We start from the raw sequence: 21458 nt of genomic DNA, 5'->3' as shown, positions 1-21458 counted from the left end.
GCGCAAGTCAGTGCGGCCGCTGGTCCGAGAAGCGGGCCAGGACGAGCGACTCGACGACGCCGACCACCGCGTACGCCAGGATCGACACGCCCGTGACGACCACGATGTCCGCCCACACCTCGTCGTAGCGGAACCCGCCGATCGCCCGCAGGATCTCGGCGCCGATGCCCTCGCCGGTGGCCAGCCACTCGGCGATCAGCGCCCCGATGATGGAGGCGGGCACGGAGATCCTGGCCGAGGCGAACACCGAGGGCATCGCCGTCGGCACCGCCACCTTGCGCAGGACGGTGAGGCGGGTGCCGCCGTACGCCATGATCAGGTCGGTGGCCTGCGGCGAGGCGGAGCGCAGGCCGAAGACGATGTTCACCAGCGCGGGGAAGAACACCACGATGCCGCCGATGACGGCCACGCCGACGAGGTCGCGGCCGAAGACCAGCGTGATCAGCGGGGTCATCACCACGAGCGGCACCGAGCGCAGCAGCATGGCGACCGGCATGAACGTCTGCTCGACGGTCCGCATCAGCACGAACGCGACGGCGACGGCGATCGCGGCCGCCATGCCCGCGACGAAGCCGATGGCCGCGTCCCTGATCGTGATGCCCAGCGCGCCGAACACGGCCTCGCGGTGCGCCTGCGACGACACCAGGTACTCCCAGACCTGCGGCGGGCGCTTGCCGACGAGCGGGCTGATCCCGAACGCCTCCAGCGCCAGCCACCACGCGGCCACGACGATGACGACGGAGGGCACCAGCGGCCCCACGATCCGCAGCACGGTACGGCCGATCACTGGGCCTCCCCTCTCGACCACGGCGTGACCACGCGGGCGACGAGCGCGACGATCGCGTACCCGAGGCCCGCGATCAGGCCGGACACCAGCGCGAGCCCCCACGTGCGCGGCACCTGGAACTGCTGCTGGGAGATCATCAGAGAGACGCCGAGCCCCTGGTCGTTGCTGCCGAGGTACTCGCCGATGATGGCGCCGAGCAGCGCCGACGGGGCCGAGATCTTCAGGCCGGCGAACGTGCTGGGCAGGGCGGAGATGATCTGGACGTAGCGGAGCCTGGCCAGGCGGCCGCCGCCGTACACGGTGACGAGGTCGAGGCTGGCGCGGTCGGCGGAGCGCAGCCCGAGCAGGGCGCCGATGAGCGTGGTGAAGAAGACCGAGATGGCCGCCAGGAACACCACGGTGGCGTCGCCGCCGAAGACGACCAGCACGATCGGCCCGATGGCCAGCAGCGGGATGCAGTAGCTGATCACCGCGAGCTGCGTGGCGACGGCTTCCAGCCGGGGCACGAGCAGCACCAGCAGCGCCACGCCGATGGCCAGCCCGTTGCCCCACAGGAAACCCTGGACGGCGGCGGACAGCGTGGCGGAGGCGTTGGGGCCGTAGAAGGCCCAGCCGTCGGAGCCCATCGACCGCAGCACGGCCACCGGGGTGGGCACCGCGCCGCCGTCGGCGAACACCGTCGCCGCCAGCAGCCACCAGATCGCCACGAGCGCGACGACCCCGGCCAGGCCCTGCAGCCGTCTCATGAGCCGTGCCCGAACAGCAGGTCGCTGAGGTGGTCGTGGAGGGCGTGGAACTCGGGCGTACGCATCATCTCCGGCGTACGCGGGCGGGGCAGGTCGATCTCCACCAGCTCCACCACCCGGCCGGGGCGCGGGCTCATCACGGCGACCAGGTCGGAGAGGAAGATGGCCTCGCCGATGCCGTGGGTGACCATGAGGGTGGTGGCGGGCTTCTCCGTCCAGATGCGCAGCAGCTCCAGGTTGAGCCGCTGGCGGGTCATGTCGTCCAGGGCGCCGAACGGCTCGTCGAGCAGCAGCACGCTGGGCTTGACCACCAGGGCGCGGGCGATCGAGACCCGCTGGCGCATGCCGCCGGACAGCTCGGCCGGGCGGGCCTTCTCGAATCCCTCCAGGCCGACCAGCTTGATCAGGTCCTCGATCACGCCGGGCTCCGGCCTGATGCCGGCCACCTCCAGCGGCAGCCGGATGTTGGCCGCGACGCTGCGCCAGGCCAGCAGCGCCGAGTCCTGGAAGGCGATGCCGAGGTGGTGGCTCCTGCGCAGCTCCTGCGGCGTCTCGCCGTTGACCAGGATCTCGCCGGTGGTGGGCTCCTCCAGGCCGGCCAGGATGCGCAGCACCGTGGACTTGCCGCAGCCGGACGGACCGAGCAGCGACAGGAACGAGCCCTTCGGCGTGCTCAGGTCCACGTTCTCGACGGCGGTCAGGCCCTTGCCGAAGGTCTTGCTCAGCCCGGAGATGCCGATCCCGCTCATGAGAGCTTCAGGCTCGGGTCGGCCTGGTAGATCTCGTTCAGGATCGACAGGTCGAAGAGCTGCTCGGCCTTGATGCTCAGCCCGGCCTTGGCCAGCGACTCGATGTTCTGCTGGATCAGCTCGGGCGTCATCGTGAACAGGCCGTTGGCCCTGGCGTCGTCGGTGACGACGAGCTCGTTCTGCATCTTGGCCTCCTCGGTCTGCTCCTTGACGTCGAGGTTCTGGTCCTTGCCGTAGACGGTGGCGGCCAGCTCGGCGGCCTTGGCCGGGTCGGCCACGGCGTCCTTCCAGCCCTTGATCTCGGCGGTCAGGAACGCCTTGAGCTTGTCGCGCTCGTTGTCGATGGTCTCCTGCGTGACCGTGAACGTCTCGGCGACCAGCGGCAGGCCGGCGTCGGCGAGCAGCAGGTACGCCGGGTCGTGCCCCTTCATGCGCAGGTTGACCGGGCCGCTGGTGACGAAGCCCACGTAGCCGTCGAGCTGCCCGGAGGTGAGCATCGACGGGTCCGACTGGAACGGCACCCTGGTCACCTGGGCGGCGTCGAGGCCGTTGGCCTTGAGCAGCGCGTTCCAGACCAGCTCGTTGGAGTCCTGGACGCCGATCTTCTTGCCGGCCAGGTCCTCGGCCTTCTCGATCGGGTTCTTGCTCAGGGAGATGATGGCGAACGGGTTCTTCTGGAACGTGGCTCCGACGATCTTCAGTGGCGCGCCCTGGAGCACGGCCGGCGCGGTGATGGTCGGCGCCGACAGGCCCGCCCAGCAACGCCCGGTGGCCAGGCCCGACTCGACCGAGGTGCCGGAGCCGCCGCCGGACAGCAGCTCGACCTGCGAGAACCCGGCGGCCTTGAAGTACCCGTTGGTGTCGGCGAAGTACTCGCCGGCGAACTCGACGTTCTTCTTCCAGGAGAGCTGCAGCTTGACCGACCCGAACCCGCCGCCGCTGCCACCGCCGGAAGTCGTCGTGCCGCCGTCGCCACAGGCGGCCAGACCGAGCGCCAGACCGGCCAGACCGGTCGTCCGCAGGAACGCGCGACGGTCGAGGGTAGCCATTAATTCTCCTTGAACGGCCGAGAATGTGCAGGTCAGGACGGTATCCCTCGATTATTACCATCGTGTGACGATGGTTTCGGACAGTGCGGCCCGGGGAACGGCCGCATGCCGGGAAACCGGGAAAACCGCTGGCGGCCCCTGTAGGTCCCTACGAGAGCGCCGCGCGAGGACCGTAGATCCCTCCAGCCGCCCAGGGGCTCCGGTAGCGTCGAGCGGGAGATGAGACTCGACGGAATCCCCCTATGGGACGGTACCGAATTCCGCGGCCCGGTCGATCTGGCCTGGGAGCCCGACCGGATCACCGGCGTCACCCCGGCCGCCCAGGACGGGCACGACGGCCTGTGCGTGCTGCCCGGCCTGGTGGACACGCACGTGCACCTGGTCGGCTACGCGGGGCCCGGCGACCCGCCCGACTTCGCGACCTGGCCGCTGACCACCACCCGCGACGAGCAGGTGCTGCACGGCGCCGCGCACGCCCAGCGGGCCATGCGGCACGGCGTCACGACGCTGCGCGACCTGGCCGGCGACGAGGCGCAGATCGCGCTGCGCCGCGTCTTCGACGCCGGGGTGCTGCCGGGGCCGCGCATCCAGGTGCACGGCGTGGTGGGGATGACGGCCGGGCACAACGACCTGTTCGTGCCGCCCGCGTTCCCGGTCAGGAAGCCCACGGCCGACGGGCCGGACGAGTGCCGCAAGCTCGTACGCACCTGGGCCAGGGCCGGCATGGACGGCATCAAGCTCACGACCAGCGGCGGCGTGCTGTCCATCGGCGACAAGAACGTCTGGCGCAACTACACCCGCGACGAGATCAGGGCGGTCGTGGACGAGGCGCACGCGCTCGGCATGCTCGTCGCCTCCCACGCGCACTCCGAGGACGGCATCCGCGTCGCCGTCGAGGAGGGCGTCGACTCCATCGAGCACGGCACGCTGATGAGCCGGGACCTGGCCGAGACGCTGGCCGCCCGCCGCACGCCCGTCGCGCCGACCCTGCTGATCAACGAGGCCATCGCGCAGGGCCGCGTCCCCGTCACGGCCGAGGCGATGGCCAAGGCCGCCGAGCTGGTCGCCACCCGCGACGTGCTGCTGGCCCAGGCCGCGGCGCTGGGCGTGCGGTTCGTGCTGGGCACCGACGCCAACGGCCACCACGTGCAGTTCGGCGACCAGCTCGCCGAGGTCGTGCACATGACGCGGATCCTCGGCCTGGACGCCGAGTCGGCGCTGCGCGCGGCCACCTCCGACGCGGCCGACTCGATCGGCATGCCCGTGGGCCGCGTCGCCGTCGGGCTGGGCGCCGACCTGGTCGTGCTGCGCGGCCGCCCGTGGGAACGCATCGAGGACCTGGCCACGGAGAACATCGTGGCCGTCGTCTCACGTGGCCGGCTCGTCGCGGGCCGCCTGCCCTGACCTGAGCGCCAGGTAGAGGTCCGTACGGTCGCGCATCGACGACATCCGGCGGCCGGTGAGCTCCTCGATGCGCTGCATCCGGTAGCGCAACGTGTTGACGTGCACGTACAGCTCGTCGGCCGTGCGCTGCCAGGAGCCGCACGTCTCCAGGAACGTGTCGAGCGTGCGCAGCAGCTCGGAGCCGTGCCGCGCGTCGTACTCCTCCACGGGGCCGAGCAGGTGGTCGCGGAAGGAGCGGCGCATGCTCGACGGGAGCGAGGCCAGCAGCAGGTCGAAGCTGTCGATGTCGGCCACCGACATGATCGACACGGGCCCGGGGCCGCCGCGCGCCGACTCCATGCCGCGCCTGGCCGTCTCCAGGGCCTCGCCGAGCTGCGACACGCTGGCCACCATCTCGCTGATCCCGGCCGCGATGCTCAACCCGCGCCTGCCGGCGGCGCTCACAGCCTGCGGTCCCGCGGCGTCCGTCGCGCGGTGCCCCGCGATCAGCGCGCGCAGCTCGTCGGCCAGGCTCTTGCGTGAGGCGCGGCCGTTGACCAGCACGGTCGCCTCGGCGGGCGTGCCGCCCACGATCAGGTGGCGGCCCTTCCTCGCCAGGCCCTCGTGCAGCAGCTCGGGCAGGTCGAGCTCGGGCCCGCCGGTCCGGGCGACCGCCATCGCGGCGGTCGGCAGGCCGGGGTCGGCGCCGAGCAGCCGCAGGTGCGCCGACACCTCGCCGGGCGGGATCTGGCCGAGCACGTCGAGCAGCGTCTGCGCCCTGACCCGCTCGGCCCTGCGCTGCTCGGCGGCGAAGCCCTCGGCGGTCACCACCTCGCTGATCGCGCCGAACGCCTGGTCGGGCGCGGCCAGCAGCAGCGGCAGCCGCCTGCGCTCGCACGCCTGGACCAGCTCCGCCGGCAGCTCGCCGAGCACGATCAGGCCGACCACGAGACCCGCGACGTCCGCCGCCCACAACGCGTCGGCGAACCGCTCGCAGTCGGACGGCCGGCCGTACCAGACGCCGCTGGTCAGCACGAGGTCGCCGGAGCGCAGGTAGCGGCGGGGGTCGGGCAGGTCCGTCGGGTACGCCCGCAGCACCTCCCGGTCCAGGGCCTCGGCACCCGTCACCAGCGTCAGCCGTAGGTCGTCGCGGGCGAGCAGATCCGACAGCCTCATGAAATCTGATGTTATGCCAGCTCAGAGCATGCGAGTTCAGAGGTTCGCACGATACCTCCACTCGCCGGGGTCCGGTTTACTTCATGCATGCGTCCCAAAGCGGAACTCCACCTGCACATCGAGGGCACCCTGGAGCCCGAGCTCGTCGTCGAGCTGGCCCGGCGTAACCGGATCGACCTGCCCACCCTCGACGTGGAGGCCATCCGCGCGCGCTACTCCTTCGCGAACCTGCAGTCGTTCCTGGACGTGTACTACGAGAACATGGCCGTCCTGCGCACCGAGGCGGACTTCTACGACCTGGCCACCGCGTACCTGCGGCGGGCCGCCGGGCAGGGGGTGCGGCACGCGGAGATCTTCTTCGACCCGCAGGCGCACCTGAGCAGGGGCGTGCCGTTGCAGGTGGTGTTCGACGGGCTGTCGGCGGCGCTGAAGGAGAGCGGGCTGTCGGCCGCGCTGATCCTGTGCTTCCTGCGTGACCGGGGCGCCGAGGAGGCCGAGCAGGTGCTGCGGGCGGCGCTGCCGTTCCGGGATCGCTTCATCGGGGTGGGCCTGGACTCGGCGGAGGTGGGGTATCCGCCGTCGTTGTTCCGGCGGGTCTTCGAGATGGCCGCCGCCGAAGGGCTGCACCGGGTGGCGCACGCCGGCGAGGAGGGCGGGCCCGACTACGTGTGGGAGGCGCTGGACATCCTGCGCGTCGAGCGGGTGGACCACGGCATCAGGGCGATGGAAGATCCGCAGCTCGTGGCCCGGCTGCGGGCCGAGCGGATCCCGCTGACCGTGTGCCCGCTGTCGAACGTGCGGCTGCGCGCGGTGCCGTCCCTGCGTGACCACATCCTGCCCGCGATGCTGGACGAGGGCCTGGTCGTGACCGTCAACTCCGACGACCCCGCCTACTTCGGCGGCTACGTGGACGACAACTACGAGGCGCTGCGGCGCGAGCTGGGGATGACGGACGAGCAGCTCGACCGGATCGCGCGGCACTCGTTCGACGCGTCCTTCGCCTACGACCCGGCCTGACACGAGCCCGGACAGGCGGATGGGGCCCGCCCTCACCGGGCGGGCCCCATCAGGACGTCTCGTCAGCCGCTCAGGACACTGCTGAGCAGCTCGTTCAGGAGGTCCAGGTCGAGGATGTCGTTGTCCTCACCGAAGTTGTTCCACTCACCGAAGTCCCACTTCGTCTCGTCGTCCTTGCCGTGGTTGGGGCCGGGAAGGATGTGCGACTCGGCAGTGACGGTGGGCGCCGCGGCGAGAGCGGTGCCACCGAACATGACCATCCCGCCGACGAGCCCGGCGAGGACGAGTCCGCTTCTGTACATTGTGTTCTCCCTGATACCTCTCGACTACTCTCCGTAGCTATCGGTGGGAAATCTCCCCCTCGCCTCAGGCAGACAAACACCGACATTTTCGCCCTTGACCTGCAAAAATGCTGGGTCTAAGCAAACGGTGACGAAGATCGTGCTACTTGACGCATATGTGTCCGCCAGTGCACAACGACCGACCTTTTCCTGCCCGTCCCATGACCATGGGTCGCGGCCTACGGCAGGGTCAGGATGACCGGTCCGTCCTCGGTGATGGCCACGGTGTGCTCGACGTGCACGCTCCTGCTGCCGTCGCCCGAGCACACCGACCAGCCGTCGGAGGACATGTAGTACCGGTCGCCGCCACCGGCCATCAGGCTGGGCTCGATGGCGATCACCAGACCGGGCCGCAGCCGCAGCCCGCGCCCGGCGCGCGCCTCGTTGGGCACGAACGGCTCCTCGTGCATGGCCCGCCCGATGCCGTGGCCGCCGAAGTCGTTCTGCATGCCGTAGCCGGCGCCGCGCCCGACGGTGGACATCGCGTGCCCGATGTCACCCATCCGGCCCCCGGGCAGGGCCGCCTCGATGCCCGCCGCGAGCGTCTCCTCCGCGACCCTGATCAGCTTGAGGTCCTCCGCGCGGGGCTCCCCGACGGTGAAGCTGACCGTGCCGTCGGCGTGCCACCCGTCGATGTACGCCGCACAGTCGACGCTGATCAGGTCACCGCCCCGCAGCCGGTACGGCGACGGCAACCCGTGCAACATGACGCCGTTGACCGAGGTGCAGATCACGCCAGGGTACGGCATGGCCCCGAACGACGGGTGGTACCCGAGGAACGACGCGTTCGCCTTCGCCTCCGCGATGACGGTCCTGGCCACCTCGTCCAGTTCCTTGAGCGACACCCCGATGGCCGCCTGCTCCCGCACGGCGGCGTGGACGGCGGCGACGACCTTGCCGGACTCCCGCATCGCGGCGATCTCCCCGGCTGACTTGTACTCGAGCACAGGCCCCTCCTTGCCGATAACTATACCGGTATTATTATCACGGATCATGGGGCGCATGGAGGGGCCCCTACCCGGCTCAGTCCATCCCTTTCCTTCCCGGGGTCCAGAACGGCTTCGTCCGCACGTCCCTGCGCTGCCAGCCGCGCTCGCCGACCAGATGGGCGCGCACGGCCTGGATCGTCCGCGCCTCCCCCGCCAGGTAGGCCACCCCGGGCCCGTCGGGCAGCTCCAGCTCCCTGACCGCGTCCACCAGCACCTCCGACCCGGCCGCGGACGCGCCGCCCCGGCACACCCGCACCAGGCCGCCGGGCAGGTCCAGGTGGTCCTCCGGCGAGCCGGCCTCCACCGCGCCGTACACGCTCGCGCCCTCGGGCAGCGCGCCCAGCATCGCGCCGAAGGCCACCGACGCCGTCTCCTCACCCGCGAACAGGTGGTAGGGCGCCTCCCGCGACAGCACGAAGCTCCCCTCGGGCCGCATGAAGGAGACCTCCTGGCCGGGCCGCGCGCCCCTGATCCACGAGACGCCGGGCGAGTCGCCGCCGTGGTCGAACCCGATCACGTCCAGGGCCTCCCACGCGGGGTCGTACCGCCAGACCGAGTACGTACGCAGGACACCGCCGCGTTTCGGGGCTGGTCCGTCCTGAGGCCGCCCGGTTCCGGTGCCGGACACAGCCGCAGCTCGGCCACCAGGCGCGTCGCCACGGGACCGTCGAGCACGGCCTCACCCTCGTTCGCCTTCCTGATGCCCGCCACCAGTCCTCGGGGCACCTCCGCGTGCAGCCCGAACCCCGCCGCCGCCTCCTCAGTGTCCGCCGCCTCCTCAGTGTCCGTCGCGCCCGCTGGGGTCCGGCGCTCCCCGGCCGTCGTCGCCGATGGCCAGGGCCAGGCCTGCAGCACCTGTTCTCGCAGAGCGCCGCGTCGGGACCGGCGAGAGGGCGCTGTTCATCGTTGCAGGCGATCGCGCTCTTCCTGCCGTGCGGGGCCACCAGGGAGCGTACGGGGGCGATCTGGACGGCGGTCGGCGTGCACACCGCGGTCTACCTGGGCCGGCTCATCCCGATCAAGCCCACCGACTACGGCGTGCAGCTCGCCTTCCAGACCGTCACGCTGGCACTGGCCGCCGCCCTGGTCCTCGCCGCCCCCAGGCTCGGATCCGCCCCCCGAGCGGCCAGCCCGGATCTCAGACAGTGATCACGACCTTACCCTTCGCGTGGCCCCGCTCCACGTGCGCGATGGCCTCGGGCACCTCGCTCAGCGGGTGCGTACGCGAGACGACCGGGGACAGCTTGCCCGCCTCGATCAGCTCGCGCAGCGTGTCGAGGTCGTCGGCGTTCTCGCGGGTGACGAAGGACGGGAGCGTGTGCCGGACGAACAGGTTCAGCACGTTCAGCTTGATGATGCGGCCCATCGGCCCCAGCCAGCGGCCGCCCGCGCCGCTGTTGTGGAGGTAGGTCCCCGCAGGCGTCAGCAGGCGCCGGCAGTCGGCCACCGAGCGGTTGCCCACGTTGTCGAGGACGACGTCGTAGTGGCGGCCGGTGCGGGTGAAGTCCTCCCGGGTGTAGTCGATCACGTGGTCGGCCCCGATCGAGCGCACCAGGTCCACGTTCGCGCTGCCGCACACGCCGGTGACCTCGGCGCCGTACGCCTTGGCGAGCTGCACCGCGAACGTGCCGATCCCGCCCGCCGCCCCGTTGATCAGCACCCGCTGCCCGGGCTTCAGCCGCGCCCGGTCGCGTAAGGCCTGTAGCGCGGTCAGCGCCGAGGTCGGCACGGCCGCGGCCTGCTCGAACGTCAGCCCGGCCGGTTTCCCGGCCAGTGGGCTGGTCTCGGGGACGACGACGTACTCGGCGAACGCGCCGGGGGCGCAGCCGTACACCTCGTCGCCGGGCGCGAACCGGCTGACGCCCTTGCCCACCGCCTCGACGACCCCGGCGAGGTCGGCCCCCAGCCCGTGCGCCTTCGGCCGGATCGGCCCCGCCACGGCGCGGAAGAGGTACGGGCTGCCCCGCAGCAGGTGCCAGTCGCCCGGGTTGACCGCGGCCGCCCGTACGCGGACGAGCACGCCGTCGTCGCCGGGCTCGGGCTTGGCGGTCTCCTCCAGCTCGATGACGTCAGGCGAGCCGTAAGCGTAGTACCGGATGGCTTTCATCGCAGCTCCTCTGACACGTGAAAGAAAATGCTGACATATGAAAACCATACCTCGCGCTACCCTTCCGCGAGCACCCCGGCGAAGGGATCCCCGCCCTCGCCCGCGAACGAGTACGCCCCGCCCTCGATCCGCTCGATCAGCCCCCGCGTCCACTCGGCGCCGGCCTCGGCCGAGTGCACCCACAGGCGCATGATCTCGCCGAGGTGGCCCTCGGGAGTGCCGTAATCGGTCACGGACTCCCGCCAGCCGCGCAGGTGCTCGATCCGCTGCCGCAGCAGGGCCAGCACCTCCGCGCGCGGCAGGTCCGCCATGAAGCCGAGGCCGGCCGACAGCAGGTCCAGCCGGTCGTGCGTGGTGAGCGCGCCGCGCAGCAGCGAGAAGTACTCGGCCGTGCCCTTCTCCGTGAGCTCGTACTCGGTGCGCGGCGGGCCGCCGACCGTGCTCGGCGCGATGTCGTAGGCGTGCAGGAAGCCCTGCTTGGCCAGTTGTTTCAGCGCGTGGTAGATCGAGCCGGGCTTGGTGTTGGACCACTCGTCCGCGCCCCAGAACTCCAGGTCGTTGCGTACCTGGTAGCCGTGGGCGCGCCCGTGCCGCCGTACCGCGCCGAGGACCAGCAAGCGAATCGCCGACAATCTATTCAACCTTGACTAGTTGGGGAAAGGCGGCGGGCGGGGAGCAGGCCCCGCCCGCCGGTCGGACTGGTCAGGCCTTGAGCCAGCTCATCATCGGGCGGAGCTTGGCGCCGGTCTTCTCGATCGGGTTCTCGGCCAGCTCCTCGCGGTAGCGCTGGAACTCCTTCTGGCCGCTGTCGAACTCCTCGACGAGCTGGCGGGCGAAGGTGCCGTCCTGGACCTCGGCGAGGATGCGGCGCATCTCCTGGCGCGACTCCTCGTTGATGACGCGCGGGCCGCGGGTGTAGCCGCCGTACTCGGCCGTGTCGGAGACCGACCAGTACATCTTCGAGATGCCGCCCTCGTACATGAGGTCGACGATGAGCTTCATCTCGTGCAGGCACTCGAAGTAGGCGACCTCGGGCTGGTAGCCGGCCTCGATCAGGGTCTCGAAGCCCGCCTTGATCAGCTCGGAGACGCCGCCGCACAGCACGGCCTGCTCACCGAACAGGTCGGTCTCCGTCTCCTCCTTGAACGTGGTGCGCAGCGCGCCGGCGCGGGTGCCGCCGATGCCCTTGGCGTAGGAGAGCGCGAGGTCGAGCGCCTTGCCCGAGGCGTCCTTCTCGACGGCCACGAGACACGGCACGCCGCGGCCGGCCTCGAACTGGCGGCGGACGAGGTGGCCCGGGCCCTTGGGGGCGACCATGCAGACGTCCACGCCCTCCGGGGCCTCGATGAGGCCGTAGCGGATGTTCAGGCCGTGGCCGAAGAAGAGCGCGTCGCCCTCGACGAGGTTCGGGGCCACGTGCTCGGCGTACAGGTGGCGCTGGATGTGGTCCGGCGCCAGGATCATCGTGAGGTTGGCCTCCTCCACCGCCTCGGACGGGGTGAGCACGCGCAGGCCGTCGTTCTCGGCCTTCTCACGGCTCTTGGAGCCCTCGGGCAGGCCGACGCGCACGTCCACGCCGGAGTCACGCAGGGAGAGCGCATGGGCGTGGCCCTGGCTGCCGTACCCCAGCACGGCCACGTGGCGTCCCTGAATGATCGACAGGTCGGCCTGGTCGTCGTAGTAGATCTCGGTCACTTGCTCAAAACCTTTCAGGCGGTACGGTCCAGTGCCCTGAGGGACCGGTCGGTGATGGAGCGGGCACCGCGGCCGATGGCCACCATGCCCGACTGGACGAGTTCCTTGATCCCGAACGGCTCGAGGACCTTGACGAAGGCCTCCAGCTTGTCGGGGGTGCCGGTGACCTCGATGGTCACGGCGTCGGCCGCCACGTCGACGCAGCGGGCGCGGAAGAGGTTGACGAGCTCCAGCACGTGGGAGCGGCTCTCGGCGTCGGCCTTGACCTTGATCAGCATCAGCTCGCGCTGCACCGACTGGGACGGGTCCAGCTCGACGATCTTGAGCACGTTCACCAGCTTGTTGAGCTGCTTGGTGACCTGCTCCAGCGGCAGCTCCTCGACGCTGACCACGATCGTCATGCGGGAGATGTCGTCGTGCTCGGTGGGCCCGACGGCCAGCGAGTCGATGTTGAACCCGCGGCGGCTGAACAGCGCCGACACGCGTGCGAGGACACCCGGCTTGTTCTCGACAAGCACGGACAACGTGTGTCTACTCATCCTCGTTCTCCCACCTCGGCGCCATGTCACGGGCGATCTTGATGTCGTCGTTGCTGGTGCCCGCCGCGACCATGGGCCAGACCATGGCGTCCTCGTGGACGACGAAGTCGACCACGACAGGCACGTCGTTGATCTCCATGGCCTTCTTGATCACGGCATCCACGTCCTCGGGACGCTCGCACCGCAGGCCCACACAACCATAGGCCTCCGCGAGCTTGACGAAGTCAGGGATGCGGCGGGGGGCCTGCAGGTTGGTGTTGGAGTAGCGCTCCTCGTAGAACAGCGTCTGCCACTGGCGGACCATGCCGAGGTTACCGTTGTTGATGACGGCGATCTTGATCGGCACGCCCTCCAGGGCGCAGGTGGCCAGCTCCTGGTTGGTCATCTGGAAGCAGCCGTCGCCGTCGATGGCCCACACGGTGGCCTCGGGGCAGCCCATCTTGGCGCCCATCGCGGCCGGCACGGCGAAGCCCATCGTGCCCGCGCCGCCGGAGTTGATGAACGTGCCCGGGTTCTCGTAGTCGATGAACTGCGAGGCCCACATCTGGTGCTGCCCGACCCCGGCCACGTAGTAGGCGTCGGGGCCGGCGATCGCGCTCAGCCGCTCCATGACGTACTGCGGGGCCAGCGAGCCGTCGTCGAACGTCTCGTACCCGAGCGGGTAGGTCTGCTTGTAGCCGTTGAGGGTCGTCCACCACTCGTCGTAGTCGCCCTTCTGGCCGGACGCCTGGACGGCGGCGACGAGGTCGGTGATGACCTCCTTGCAGTCGCCCACGATCGGCACGTCGGCGTGGCGGTTCTTGGAGATCTCGGCCGGGTCGATGTCGGCGTGCACGACCTTCGCGTACGGGGCGAACGACGACAGGTCACCGGTCACCCGGTCGTCGAAGCGCACGCCCAGGCCGATGATCAGGTCCGACTGCTGCAGCGCGCCCACGGCGGAGACGCTGCCGTGCATGCCGGGCATGCCCATGTGCTGCGGGTGGCTGTCGGGGAACGTGCCGCGGGCCATCAGGGTGGTGATGACCGGGATGTTCGTCAGCTCGGCGAGCTGCAGCAGCTCGGCGGAGGCGTGCGCCTTGTGGACGCCGCCGCCGACGTACAGGACCGGCCGCCTGGACTCGGCGATCAGCTTGGCGGCCTCGCGGATCTGCTTGGAGTGCGGCCTGGTGACCGGGCGGTAGCCCGGGAGCTGCATGGTGGGCGGCCAGCTGAACGTGGTCTCGGCCTGCAGCGCGTCCTTCGAGATGTCCACCAGGACCGGCCCGGGACGGCCGGTGGAGGCGATGTGGAACGCCTCCATGATCGTACGGGCGATGTCACCGGCGTCGGTGACCAGGAAGTTGTGCTTCGTGATCGGCATGGTGATGCCGGAGATGTCGGCCTCCTGGAAGGCGTCCGTGCCGATCATCGGCGAGGCCACCTGCCCGGTGATCGCCACGATCGGCACCGAGTCCATGAAGGCGTCGGCAATCGGGGTCACCAGGTTGGTGGCGCCGGGACCGCTGGTCGCCATGCACACCCCGACCTTGCCCGTGGCCTGCGCGTAGCCCTCGGCCGCGTGACCTGCGCCCTGCTCGTGCCGTACGAGCACGTGCCGGACCTTGGTCGAGTCGTAGAGAGGATCGTAGGCCGGCAGAATGGCACCGCCCGGGATCCCGAACACTGTGTCGACTCCAACGTGCTCCAGCGCCCTGACCAGGGCCTGTGCACCTGTCATCCGTTCGGTCATCGGCTCGTTCCTTGCGTGGCTACTCGCTTAAGGACATAAAAAAGGCCCCTTCCCACCAGGCGGCGGGTCTGGGGCGGCGCGCAGGTCGTCGTGCTTCGCTATCGGCCTGCGCGCCGGCGAAGTACTACGAGAATCTCACTGCGAAGCATGGCCTACACCATAGCCGCTCCGAACGCCATCGCGCCAACTTCGTGGACACAAGTCTCAAACCGTGAGACTCGTACGCATCAGCGAGTCGACCCCGCGCGCCGCCATCGGCCGCGCCACCAGGAAGCCCTGCCCCCTCGTGCAGCCCATCTGCTTGAGCAGTTCGAGCTGCTCGGGACGCTCGATCCCCTCGGCCACCACGATAAGCCCGAGGTCGTGCCCGAGTCGCACGATCGTGCGCGTGAGCAGGGTCAGCGTGTCGTCCTTGCCGAGCCCCGAGACGAACGACGGATCGATCTTGATCATGTCCACGGGCAGCTGCCTGAGGAAGGCCAGCGAGGCGTAACCGGTGCCGAAGTCGTCGATCGCCAGCCGCACGCCGAGCGCCCGCAGCTCCGACAGCCGCTTGATCGTCTCCTCGGCGTCCTCGACCAGCATCTCCTCGATCACTTCGAGGGTGAGCACGGAGGCGGGCAGCCCGCTCTCGGTCAGCGCCTCCTCGACCGTCTCGACGAACCTGGGCGCCATGATCTGGCGTGCCGACAGGTTCAGCGACAGCCCGATGTCCCAGGACGAGGCCCGCCAGGCGGCCACCTCGCGGCACGCCTCGCGCAGGATCCACTCGCTCAGCGGCACGATCAGCCCGGTGTCCTCGGCCGCGCCGAGGAACTGCTCCGGCGGCACGAACACCGACCCGCGCCACCACCGCACCAGCGCCTCCACCGCGGTCACCCGGGAGGTCGCCAGGTCCACCACCGGCTGGTACTCGATCGCGAACTGCTGCTCGATCAGCGCCCGCTGCAGGTCGGCCGCCAGCTCCAGGCGGCGCATCACGTCGGCGTGCATCTGCGCGGCGAACACCTCCACGCGCCGCCCGCCCAGCTCCTTGGAGCGCGCCATGGCCACGTCGGCGTTGCGCATGAGGTCGCCCGCCGGCACGTCGTCCTCGGCGAAGGCGACGCCCACGCTCGCGGTCAGCGCCACGTCGCGGTCGGCGACCCGGAACGGCTCCTGCGAGACCGCGCGCACCAGCCGCTCGGCCAGGTCCACCGCGAGCTGCGCGTCGCCGCCGGTCTCCACGAGCACCGCGAACTCGTCGCCGCCCCACCGGGCCAGCGTGTCGTCGGCGCGTACGGCGCCGCGCAGCCGGCGGGCCGCCTGCCCGAGCAGGTAGTCGCCGCTGGCGTGCCCGACCGAGTCGTTGACCGAGGTGAACCCGTCGAGATCGAGGAAGATCACCGCGACGTTCGCCGTGCGGCCCGACAGCACCTCGCGGGTGCGCTCCTCGAAGTAGGCGCGGTTGGGCAGCCCGGTGACGCCGTCGTGGAAGGTCAGGTGGGCGACCTGGTTGCGCAGCGCCTCCTCGTCGCTGACGTCCCTGGTCGTCACGAGCATCAGGTCCTCGCCACCGGCCCGGCGGGTGGCCACGGACTCGGTGGGGCGCCAGGTGCCGTCGGCCGCGCGGACGCGGCAGGCGATCAGGCAGGCTCCGGGCGCGGTGTTGTCCTCCTCGAGGTTCATCGCGCGCATGGCCACCTGGATGCCCGGCACGTCCTCGGGGTGGATGTAGTCGAAGATCGACCCGCCGACCAGCTCCTCCTGGCTGTAGCCGTACGTGACCTCGACGCCCGCGCCGATCTCGCGTACGACACCCTCGTAGTCGCAGGTGAACACCACGTCGCCGGTGCTCTCCGCCAGGTCCCTGAGCTGGCGCTCGCTCAGCTTGACCAGGCCGCGCAGGCGCGCGTTCGTCGCCGAGACCACGAACAGCCGCACCAGCAGGAGCAGCACCACGGAGACCCCGAGCACCACGACGCCGGTGACGGGCGGCCCGGTGCGCCCGCCCGCCTGGTGCACGAGCAGCGTGCCGGCGGCCACGGCCACCAGCGCCAGGGGCACGAGCGCGACCACGTGGCCGACCGCCGGCCGGTTCGCCGGCTTGACCCGCGGCCCCCACGGGACCGCGGCCAGCAGCAGGAACGCGACAGGCGCGAGCATCACGCCCCAGAGCTGCGGCTCGGCGTCCATCAGCCGGGCCACCGCCGTGGACATCCCGGCCACGGTCATCGCGGCCAGCGCGCCCACGCCCGCCAGGCCGAGCAGCCAGGACGACGACCTGCTGGTCAGCACCGACGGGATCACGGCGAACGTCACCAGCAGCCCCACCAGCGGCGGCAGCATGACCAGCGTGAACACGGCCGCGTCGGCCGTCTCGGCGTAGACGTGGCGCAACGCCACCATCCAGCCGATCAGGAAGAGCGAGGCCGCGCACAGGTAGGCGTCGGTGAGATGCCGTAAAGCGGCCCTGGCCGGGAACCTGCGGTCGGCGGCCACCAGCGCGCCGCTCGCCGTGATGACCGTGCCGAGCAGCATGAACATGTCCGCGAAGCTGTCGACGAAGCTCTCGGTGAACGGCCGCAGCGCCACCCCGGCGGTCCAGATGATGGCGCCGCCGCCCATCCAGCGCGCGCCCATCGCGGCCGGGCGGTGCGTGGCCGCCTGCTTCACCGAGGCGATCAGCAAGGAGGCGGCGGCGATCAGCGCCGCGATCCCTCCGGCGACCGCTCCGGTGACCAAGGCCGGGCTCTCCGTCAGGAGGGCGGCGGCGAACGCCATCGCGCCGGCCGCCGCGGCGGCGGCCGGCGGCACCCGGGGATCACGCCAGCGGATCACAGTCGTTGCCCATCCCGTCTAGAACTCTGCACCCATGACCGCCGAAGCCCGGTCGATCACCTCGCCAGTGTGTGCCGTCGTGGGTGCGCGGGTGGTGACAACGCCGATGTCGTCACCGATCTGATAACCAGACAGACCAATTGCCGCCAAGAATTCCTTGACAGTGAGTCAGGAACTCCCTGCAAACGTAACCGTACGCACCGAAGGTCACGGACCAGCCACGTTCCGGGATCCTCTCAGTACGAGTCGGTGATGACGTTCTCCAACGGCGCGCCGGCCAGGTATCTCTCCACCTGGGCGCGGACGAGCCGGAGCGTGCGCCGTACGGAGGCGGGGGTGCTGCCGGCCACGTGCGGGGTGATCAGCACGCCCGGCGCGCTCCACAGAGGGTGACCTTCGGGCAGCGGCTCGGGGGCGGTCACGTCGAGGGCGGCGCGCAGCCGGCCGGTCTTGAGCTCGGCGACCAGCGCGTCGGTGTCGACGACCCCGCCCCTGGCGGCGTTCACCAGCACGGCGCCGTCCTTCATCCGGGCCAGGAACGCGGCGTCGACCATCCCTGCCGTGGCGGCGGTGGCGGGCACGAGCAGCACGACCACGTCCGCCTCCGGCAGCAGCGCGGGCAGCTCGTCCATGGCGTGCACGCCGTCGCGGGCGCTCCTGGCCACGCGGACGATCTCCACCTCGAACCCGTCGAGGCGCCGCTCCAGCGCGGTGCCGATGGAGCCGTACCCGACGATCAGCACGGTCGAGTCGGCCAGCACGCCGGTGTGGTGGTAGGTCCACTCACCCCTGCGCTGCGCGTCCACGAATCCCGGGAACTCCCTGAGCACCGCGATCATGGCGCCCACCGCCCACTCGGCGGTGCCCGCCTCGTGCACGCCGCGCGCGTTGCACAACACCGCGCCCTCGGGCACGTGCGGCCGGTACGGCTCCACGCCCGCGGTCACGGTCTGCAGCAGCCGCAGCGAGCTCATCCTGGCCAGGGTCCCCGGCACGTCGGGCACGGTGACCAACGGGGGGATCCACACCTCCACATCCTCCACCCCATCCGGCATCGCGGACGTGCCGTCATAGACGGCACATTCGACGCCGGGAAGCTCGGACAGTACATCGGCCACCGAATCGGACGGAACCCAGGTCTTCATGCCGAGAACCTTACGACTACGGGGGAAGTATGGAACACATGAGGAAGCTCTGGACGATCATGCTACTGACCGCACTCACGGCATGCTCCGGGCTCACGGCCTGCTCCAGCCGCGGCGGAGAGGTGCGCCCCACGGCGGCCGTGTCGGTGGGCGACGCCCCGAGTGCCCCCGAGGACGTGGCGACCGGGCTGGCCGTGCCGTGGGGGATCGCGTTCCTGCCCGGCGGGGACGCCGTGGTCACCGAACGCGACACGGCCCGGGTGCTCCGGGTCACCCCGACCGGCCAGGTGACCGAACTGGCCAAGATCGAGGACGCCAGGCCCGACGGCGAGGGCGGCCTCATGGGCGTGGCCACCAAGGAGGACCAGGTCTTCCTCTACTACACCGCCGAGCAGGACAACCGGATCGTCCGCTACCGGCTCACCGACGGCGGCCTCACCGACCAGCAGCTCCTGGTGCAGAGCATCCCCAAGGGCGGCATCCACAACGGCGGCCGGCTCGCCTTCGGCCCCGACGGCTTCCTGTACGCCACCACCGGCGAGACCGGTGACCGCGACCTGGCCCAGCGGCGCGACTCGCTCGGGGGCAAGATCCTGCGCATGACCGTGGACGGGGCGCCCGCGCCCGGCAACCCGTTCGGCACGCTGGTCTACAGCTACGGCCACCGCAACGTCCAGGGCCTGGCCTGGGACGGCTCAGGCCGCCTGTACGCCTCGGAGTTCGGCGCGAACACCTACGACGAGGTCAACCGGATCGAGCCGGGAGGCAACTACGGGTGGCCGGACGTCGAGGGCCGGGGCAGCGACCAGAGCTACATCAACCCCATCCTCACCTGGCCCACGGAGGACGCCTCACCGTCGGGCCTGGCGTACGCGAACGGGTCCCTGTGGATGGCGGCCCTGAGGGGGGCGCGCCTGTGGCAGATCCCGCTGGGCGAGGACGGCTCCGCCGGCACCCCGGTGGCCCACTTCGCCGACCGCTACGGCCGGCTCCGCGCGGTCGCCACCGCCCCGGACGGCAAGCTGTGGATCGGCACCAGCAACAAGGACGGCCGCGGCAACCCCCGGCCAGGCGACGACCGCCTCATGTCCCTGACCCCGTCCTGACCACCGCGCCCGGGGCACTTACTGGGACACGGCGGTGCAGGTCGTCTGGGTCTGCGGCCGGTACTTGGTGGTCAGCTTCTTGTCCTTCTTGACCACCTTGCCGTCCTGGTGGAACACCCGGGTCACATCGATCGTGAACCCCTGCTCCCCCACCGTCGGCAGGCAACCGGCCGCCGCGCTGGTCTCCCGCCGGAACGGGGTCAGGTCCCGCCGCTCCGACTCCACGGCCTCCACCCGGTCGTACCGCTTGGTGCCCCACAGCGCCACCGTCACCGTCGTGCCGGTGACCGTGGTCTTGATCAGCACCCCGGTCTCGGAGTCGTTGCGCCACTTCAGGTCCAGGTCCGGGTACAGCAGCGCGACGTCCCTGCCTGCCGGGTAGCGCGGCGCGTAGTAGTCCATCGGCTGGTGCTCCACGTCGTCGAACCCGCCGAAGAACGCCGCGTTGTACATGGTGGTCGCGAACTGCGAGCCGCCGCCGCCGACGATGTTCACCATCCGGCCGCCGACGATCTGCCCGGCCTCGACGTACCCGTCCTCGACCGTCCGCTCGCCGACCACCTCGTTGATGGAGAACGTCTCCCCCGGCTTGACGAGGTACCCGTCGACCTCCTGCGCCATCCGCTCGATGTTCTTCACCCGGGGCTGGCAGCAGTCGAACGTCGTGGTGAACTCGCTGACCAGCTCCTTGATGCCGAGGCCCTGGATCTGCGTGGTGTCCACGGCGGGCGCGACGGTGCCGAGCCGGACCGGGATCGTGCGCTCCCCGCCCTCGGCGAACACCTTCTCCGCGTCCCTGGCCAGCAGCTTGTCGTTGACCCCACGGCCTGCGCGGGCTGCCACCAGGACGGGCTTGCCGTTCACGATCTCGTACGAGGCGTCCCGCGGCTGCTGCGCCGCGTCAACCAGGCCGCTCTCGACGGAGGCCAGCACCCGCTCGGCGTCGAACTGGGGCACGAGCGCGCCGTCCCCGTCGGCGTTGAAGGTGAGGTTCGCCGCGATCATGGCCGGCGGGATCTGCACCTGCTTGTCGTCGAGCGTCAGCGTCAGGGGGGCGGCCACGGCGGCCTTGGCCTTGGCCACCGCCGCGGTGACGGCCTCGGGGGTGGTGGTGGGCTTGGCGGGCCTGAGCGTGAGGACGACGGGGCCGCCGCCGTTCAGGAAGGTCTGGCTGACCCTGCGTACGGCGTCGTCCCGGTCGAGCAGCACCCCGTCCTCGGGGCGGCGGGCCCTGGGCTGCAGCCCCGAGAAGGTCACCCGGCCCTCGACGGCGGGCTTGTCGATGCTCTCCGCCAGCCCCTCGACGGTCCTGGTGAGCTGGGAGGAGTCGACGCTGATCCTGGGCTGGAGCTCGGTCGTGCCGACCAGCCCCCGCCACACCTCCGCCGGGCTGGGGAACCCGCTGGGCGCCTGCCCGATGGTGGCGACCACGTCGAGCTCGAGCCCGGCCTCGTCGGGCTGGATGGTGTCCTTCTTCCCGCCGATGTCGGCCACGACGGGCTTGCTGAGCTTGGCGCCCAGTTCGCTGCGGAGCTTGTCGGCCGCCTGCGTCACGGTCAGCCCGCCGATGTCCACGCCGGCCACGCGCGTGCCGCGCAGGACGGAGCCGGACATGAGCACGGCCGGCACCACGTACGCCAGAGCCGCCAGCACCAGCACGAACACGATGAGGCCCGGCAGCAGCCGGCGGCGCCGGGGCGGCTCTGGCTCGAACGGCGAGGGCCGTTCCGGCGTGCCGAACGCGGTGGCGGGCCGGCCCGCCGGCTCCTTCTCCGCGGCCATGGGCCAGGGCTGCGCGGGCGGCACCGGTGGCAGCGTGCCCTTGCCCGACGGACCGCCCGGGGCGCTCGGACCCTGGGCCGGCTGTGGCTCCTGCTTCTCCGGCGGGCCGAAGATCTCCCGGGAGACGCCCGGAGGCAGTCCTTCGATCCGCGGTCTTCTGGTGACAGCCGACGTCGGTAAGGGCACCGAGGCGAACGGGTCGGTCGGTGATTCGATCGGTCCGGCGTTTCGCACGCCTCAATCTCCTCCCGGTCCGCAGCCAAGTCTCAGGCAACAGTAAGGCACGCGGATCCGC

20 protein-coding genes are annotated in these 21458 nt (G+C 70.9%); 4 read left to right on the top strand and 16 right to left on the bottom strand.

Translation table 11 applies throughout. The annotated features are described in order from the left end of the window. Positions 1 to 7: 7 nt before the first annotated feature. Genes HD593_RS06475 through HD593_RS06460 form a run of 4 tightly spaced genes read right to left on the bottom strand, consistent with a single transcriptional unit; the run spans position 8 to position 3331 of the window. Complete coding sequence (locus tag HD593_RS06475; RefSeq protein ID WP_185101286.1) at positions 8 to 787, bottom strand: ABC transporter permease; 780 nt, start codon at positions 785 to 787, stop codon at positions 8 to 10. Beyond that, positions 784 to 1533, bottom strand: a complete 750-nt coding sequence (locus HD593_RS06470) for an ABC transporter permease (RefSeq protein WP_185101284.1) — start codon at positions 1531 to 1533, stop codon at positions 784 to 786. The genes HD593_RS06475 and HD593_RS06470 overlap by 4 nt, the downstream gene beginning before the upstream one ends. Continuing rightward, complete coding sequence (locus tag HD593_RS06465; protein ID WP_185101282.1) at positions 1530 to 2282, bottom strand: ABC transporter ATP-binding protein; 753 nt, start codon at positions 2280 to 2282, stop codon at positions 1530 to 1532. The genes HD593_RS06470 and HD593_RS06465 overlap by 4 nt, the downstream gene beginning before the upstream one ends. After that, complete coding sequence (locus tag HD593_RS06460) at positions 2279 to 3331, bottom strand: ABC transporter substrate-binding protein (protein ID WP_185101280.1); 1053 nt, start codon at positions 3329 to 3331, stop codon at positions 2279 to 2281. Before HD593_RS06460 ends, HD593_RS06465 begins: the two co-directional genes overlap by 4 nt. A 219-nt stretch (positions 3332 to 3550) precedes the next feature. Between HD593_RS06460 and HD593_RS06455 the strand changes: the two genes are divergently transcribed. After that, complete coding sequence (locus HD593_RS06455; RefSeq protein WP_185101278.1) at positions 3551 to 4735, top strand: metal-dependent hydrolase family protein; 1185 nt, start codon at positions 3551 to 3553, stop codon at positions 4733 to 4735. Here the strand turns inward: HD593_RS06455 and HD593_RS06450 are convergent. Further along, the gene (locus tag HD593_RS06450) at positions 4700 to 5890 is read right to left on the bottom strand and encodes a PucR family transcriptional regulator (protein WP_185101276.1); all 1191 of its coding nucleotides are present in this window, start codon (positions 5888 to 5890) and stop codon (positions 4700 to 4702) included. The two genes, HD593_RS06455 and HD593_RS06450, sit on opposite strands and share 36 nt — an antisense overlap. Before the next feature lie 87 nt (positions 5891 to 5977). Between HD593_RS06450 and HD593_RS06445 the strand changes: the two genes are divergently transcribed. Beyond that, positions 5978 to 6907 carry an adenosine deaminase gene (locus HD593_RS06445; protein ID WP_185101274.1) on the top strand — a complete coding sequence of 310 codons (930 nt, stop codon included), beginning with the start codon at positions 5978 to 5980 and terminating at the stop codon, positions 6905 to 6907. Positions 6908 to 6969: 62 nt separating this feature from the next. On the opposite strand, the gene HD593_RS06440 is transcribed toward HD593_RS06445, so the two are convergent. The 3 genes from HD593_RS06440 to HD593_RS06430 form a co-directional block, all read right to left on the bottom strand. Continuing rightward, positions 6970 to 7209 (bottom strand): hypothetical protein, encoded by a 240-nt coding sequence (locus HD593_RS06440; protein ID WP_185101272.1) that lies wholly within the window; start codon positions 7207 to 7209, stop codon positions 6970 to 6972. 218 nt (positions 7210 to 7427) lie between these two features. After that, a complete protein-coding gene (gene map / locus HD593_RS06435; protein ID WP_185101270.1) occupies positions 7428 to 8195 on the bottom strand; it encodes a type I methionyl aminopeptidase in 768 nt (255 codons plus the stop codon). Positions 8196 to 8271: 76 nt separating this feature from the next. Beyond that, positions 8272 to 8865 (bottom strand): siderophore-interacting protein, encoded by a 594-nt coding sequence (locus HD593_RS06430; protein WP_185101268.1) that lies wholly within the window; start codon positions 8863 to 8865, stop codon positions 8272 to 8274. Between the two features lie 278 nt (positions 8866 to 9143). On the opposite strand from HD593_RS06430, the gene HD593_RS06425 reads away from it, so the two are divergent. Then, entirely contained in the window at positions 9144 to 9386 is a 243-nt protein-coding gene (locus tag HD593_RS06425) for a hypothetical protein (protein ID WP_185101266.1), read from the top strand. Here HD593_RS06425 and HD593_RS06420 read toward each other — a convergent pair. The 7 genes from HD593_RS06420 to HD593_RS06390 form a co-directional block, all read right to left on the bottom strand. Then, positions 9376 to 10344, bottom strand: a complete 969-nt coding sequence (locus HD593_RS06420; RefSeq protein ID WP_185101264.1) for an NAD(P)-dependent alcohol dehydrogenase — start codon at positions 10342 to 10344, stop codon at positions 9376 to 9378. The two genes, HD593_RS06425 and HD593_RS06420, sit on opposite strands and share 11 nt — an antisense overlap. A 56-nt stretch (positions 10345 to 10400) precedes the next feature. Next, positions 10401 to 10976 (bottom strand): PadR family transcriptional regulator, encoded by a 576-nt coding sequence (locus tag HD593_RS06415; protein ID WP_185101262.1) that lies wholly within the window; start codon positions 10974 to 10976, stop codon positions 10401 to 10403. A 70-nt stretch (positions 10977 to 11046) separates the two neighbouring features. After that, complete coding sequence (gene ilvC, locus HD593_RS06410; RefSeq protein ID WP_185111695.1) at positions 11047 to 12030, bottom strand: ketol-acid reductoisomerase; 984 nt, start codon at positions 12028 to 12030, stop codon at positions 11047 to 11049. Between the two features lie 23 nt (positions 12031 to 12053). Further along, complete coding sequence (ilvN, locus tag HD593_RS06405) at positions 12054 to 12578, bottom strand: acetolactate synthase small subunit (RefSeq protein WP_185101261.1); 525 nt, start codon at positions 12576 to 12578, stop codon at positions 12054 to 12056. Further along, positions 12571 to 14310 (bottom strand): acetolactate synthase large subunit, encoded by a 1740-nt coding sequence (locus HD593_RS06400; RefSeq protein ID WP_185101259.1) that lies wholly within the window; start codon positions 14308 to 14310, stop codon positions 12571 to 12573. Before HD593_RS06400 ends, ilvN begins: the two co-directional genes overlap by 8 nt. Before the next feature lie 204 nt (positions 14311 to 14514). After that, complete coding sequence (locus HD593_RS06395) at positions 14515 to 17130, bottom strand: putative bifunctional diguanylate cyclase/phosphodiesterase (RefSeq protein WP_312903373.1); 2616 nt, start codon at positions 17128 to 17130, stop codon at positions 14515 to 14517. A 236-nt stretch (positions 17131 to 17366) separates the two neighbouring features. Then, the gene (locus HD593_RS06390) at positions 17367 to 18275 is read right to left on the bottom strand and encodes a 2-hydroxyacid dehydrogenase (protein ID WP_185101257.1); all 909 of its coding nucleotides are present in this window, start codon (positions 18273 to 18275) and stop codon (positions 17367 to 17369) included. Positions 18276 to 18313: 38 nt separating this feature from the next. Here HD593_RS06390 and HD593_RS06385 point away from each other — a divergent pair, with 38 nt between their 5' ends. Next, positions 18314 to 19381, top strand: coding sequence for a PQQ-dependent sugar dehydrogenase (locus tag HD593_RS06385; RefSeq protein ID WP_185101256.1), 1068 nt, complete (start codon positions 18314 to 18316; stop codon positions 19379 to 19381). A gap of 18 nt (positions 19382 to 19399) precedes the next feature. Here HD593_RS06385 and HD593_RS06380 read toward each other — a convergent pair whose 3' ends face one another. After that, the gene (locus HD593_RS06380; RefSeq protein WP_185101255.1) at positions 19400 to 21397 is read right to left on the bottom strand and encodes a VanW family protein; all 1998 of its coding nucleotides are present in this window, start codon (positions 21395 to 21397) and stop codon (positions 19400 to 19402) included. Positions 21398 to 21458: the final 61 nt, after the last annotated feature.

The sequence above is a fragment of the Nonomuraea rubra genome (assembly GCF_014207985.1).
Classification (GTDB): domain Bacteria; phylum Actinomycetota; class Actinomycetes; order Streptosporangiales; family Streptosporangiaceae; genus Nonomuraea; species Nonomuraea rubra.
Note: the sequence above shows the minus strand (reverse complement) of the source record. Positions and strands in the feature narration are given on the sequence as shown.

What these genes read in the sequence shown, in the direction of transcription:
- HD593_RS06400 (WP_185101259.1), bottom strand. Translation starts at nt 14,310, where the DNA reads ATGACCGAACGGATGACAGGTGCACAGGCCCTGGTCAGGGCGCTGGAG.
- HD593_RS06445 (WP_185101274.1), top strand. Translation starts at nt 5,978, where the DNA reads ATGCGTCCCAAAGCGGAACTCCACCTGCACATCGAGGGCACCCTGGAG.
- HD593_RS06455 (WP_185101278.1), top strand. Translation starts at nt 3,551, where the DNA reads ATGAGACTCGACGGAATCCCCCTATGGGACGGTACCGAATTCCGCGGC.
- HD593_RS06385 (WP_185101256.1), top strand. Translation starts at nt 18,314, where the DNA reads ATGAGGAAGCTCTGGACGATCATGCTACTGACCGCACTCACGGCATGC.
- HD593_RS06440 (WP_185101272.1), bottom strand. Translation starts at nt 7,209, where the DNA reads ATGTACAGAAGCGGACTCGTCCTCGCCGGGCTCGTCGGCGGGATGGTC.
- HD593_RS06450 (WP_185101276.1), bottom strand. Translation starts at nt 5,890, where the DNA reads ATGAGGCTGTCGGATCTGCTCGCCCGCGACGACCTACGGCTGACGCTG.
- HD593_RS06390 (WP_185101257.1), bottom strand. Translation starts at nt 18,275, where the DNA reads ATGAAGACCTGGGTTCCGTCCGATTCGGTGGCCGATGTACTGTCCGAG.
- HD593_RS06420 (WP_185101264.1), bottom strand. Translation starts at nt 10,344, where the DNA reads ATGAAAGCCATCCGGTACTACGCTTACGGCTCGCCTGACGTCATCGAG.
- ilvN (WP_185101261.1), bottom strand. Translation starts at nt 12,578, where the DNA reads ATGAGTAGACACACGTTGTCCGTGCTTGTCGAGAACAAGCCGGGTGTC.
- HD593_RS06465 (WP_185101282.1), bottom strand. Translation starts at nt 2,282, where the DNA reads ATGAGCGGGATCGGCATCTCCGGGCTGAGCAAGACCTTCGGCAAGGGC.
- HD593_RS06470 (WP_185101284.1), bottom strand. Translation starts at nt 1,533, where the DNA reads ATGAGACGGCTGCAGGGCCTGGCCGGGGTCGTCGCGCTCGTGGCGATC.
- HD593_RS06460 (WP_185101280.1), bottom strand. Translation starts at nt 3,331, where the DNA reads ATGGCTACCCTCGACCGTCGCGCGTTCCTGCGGACGACCGGTCTGGCC.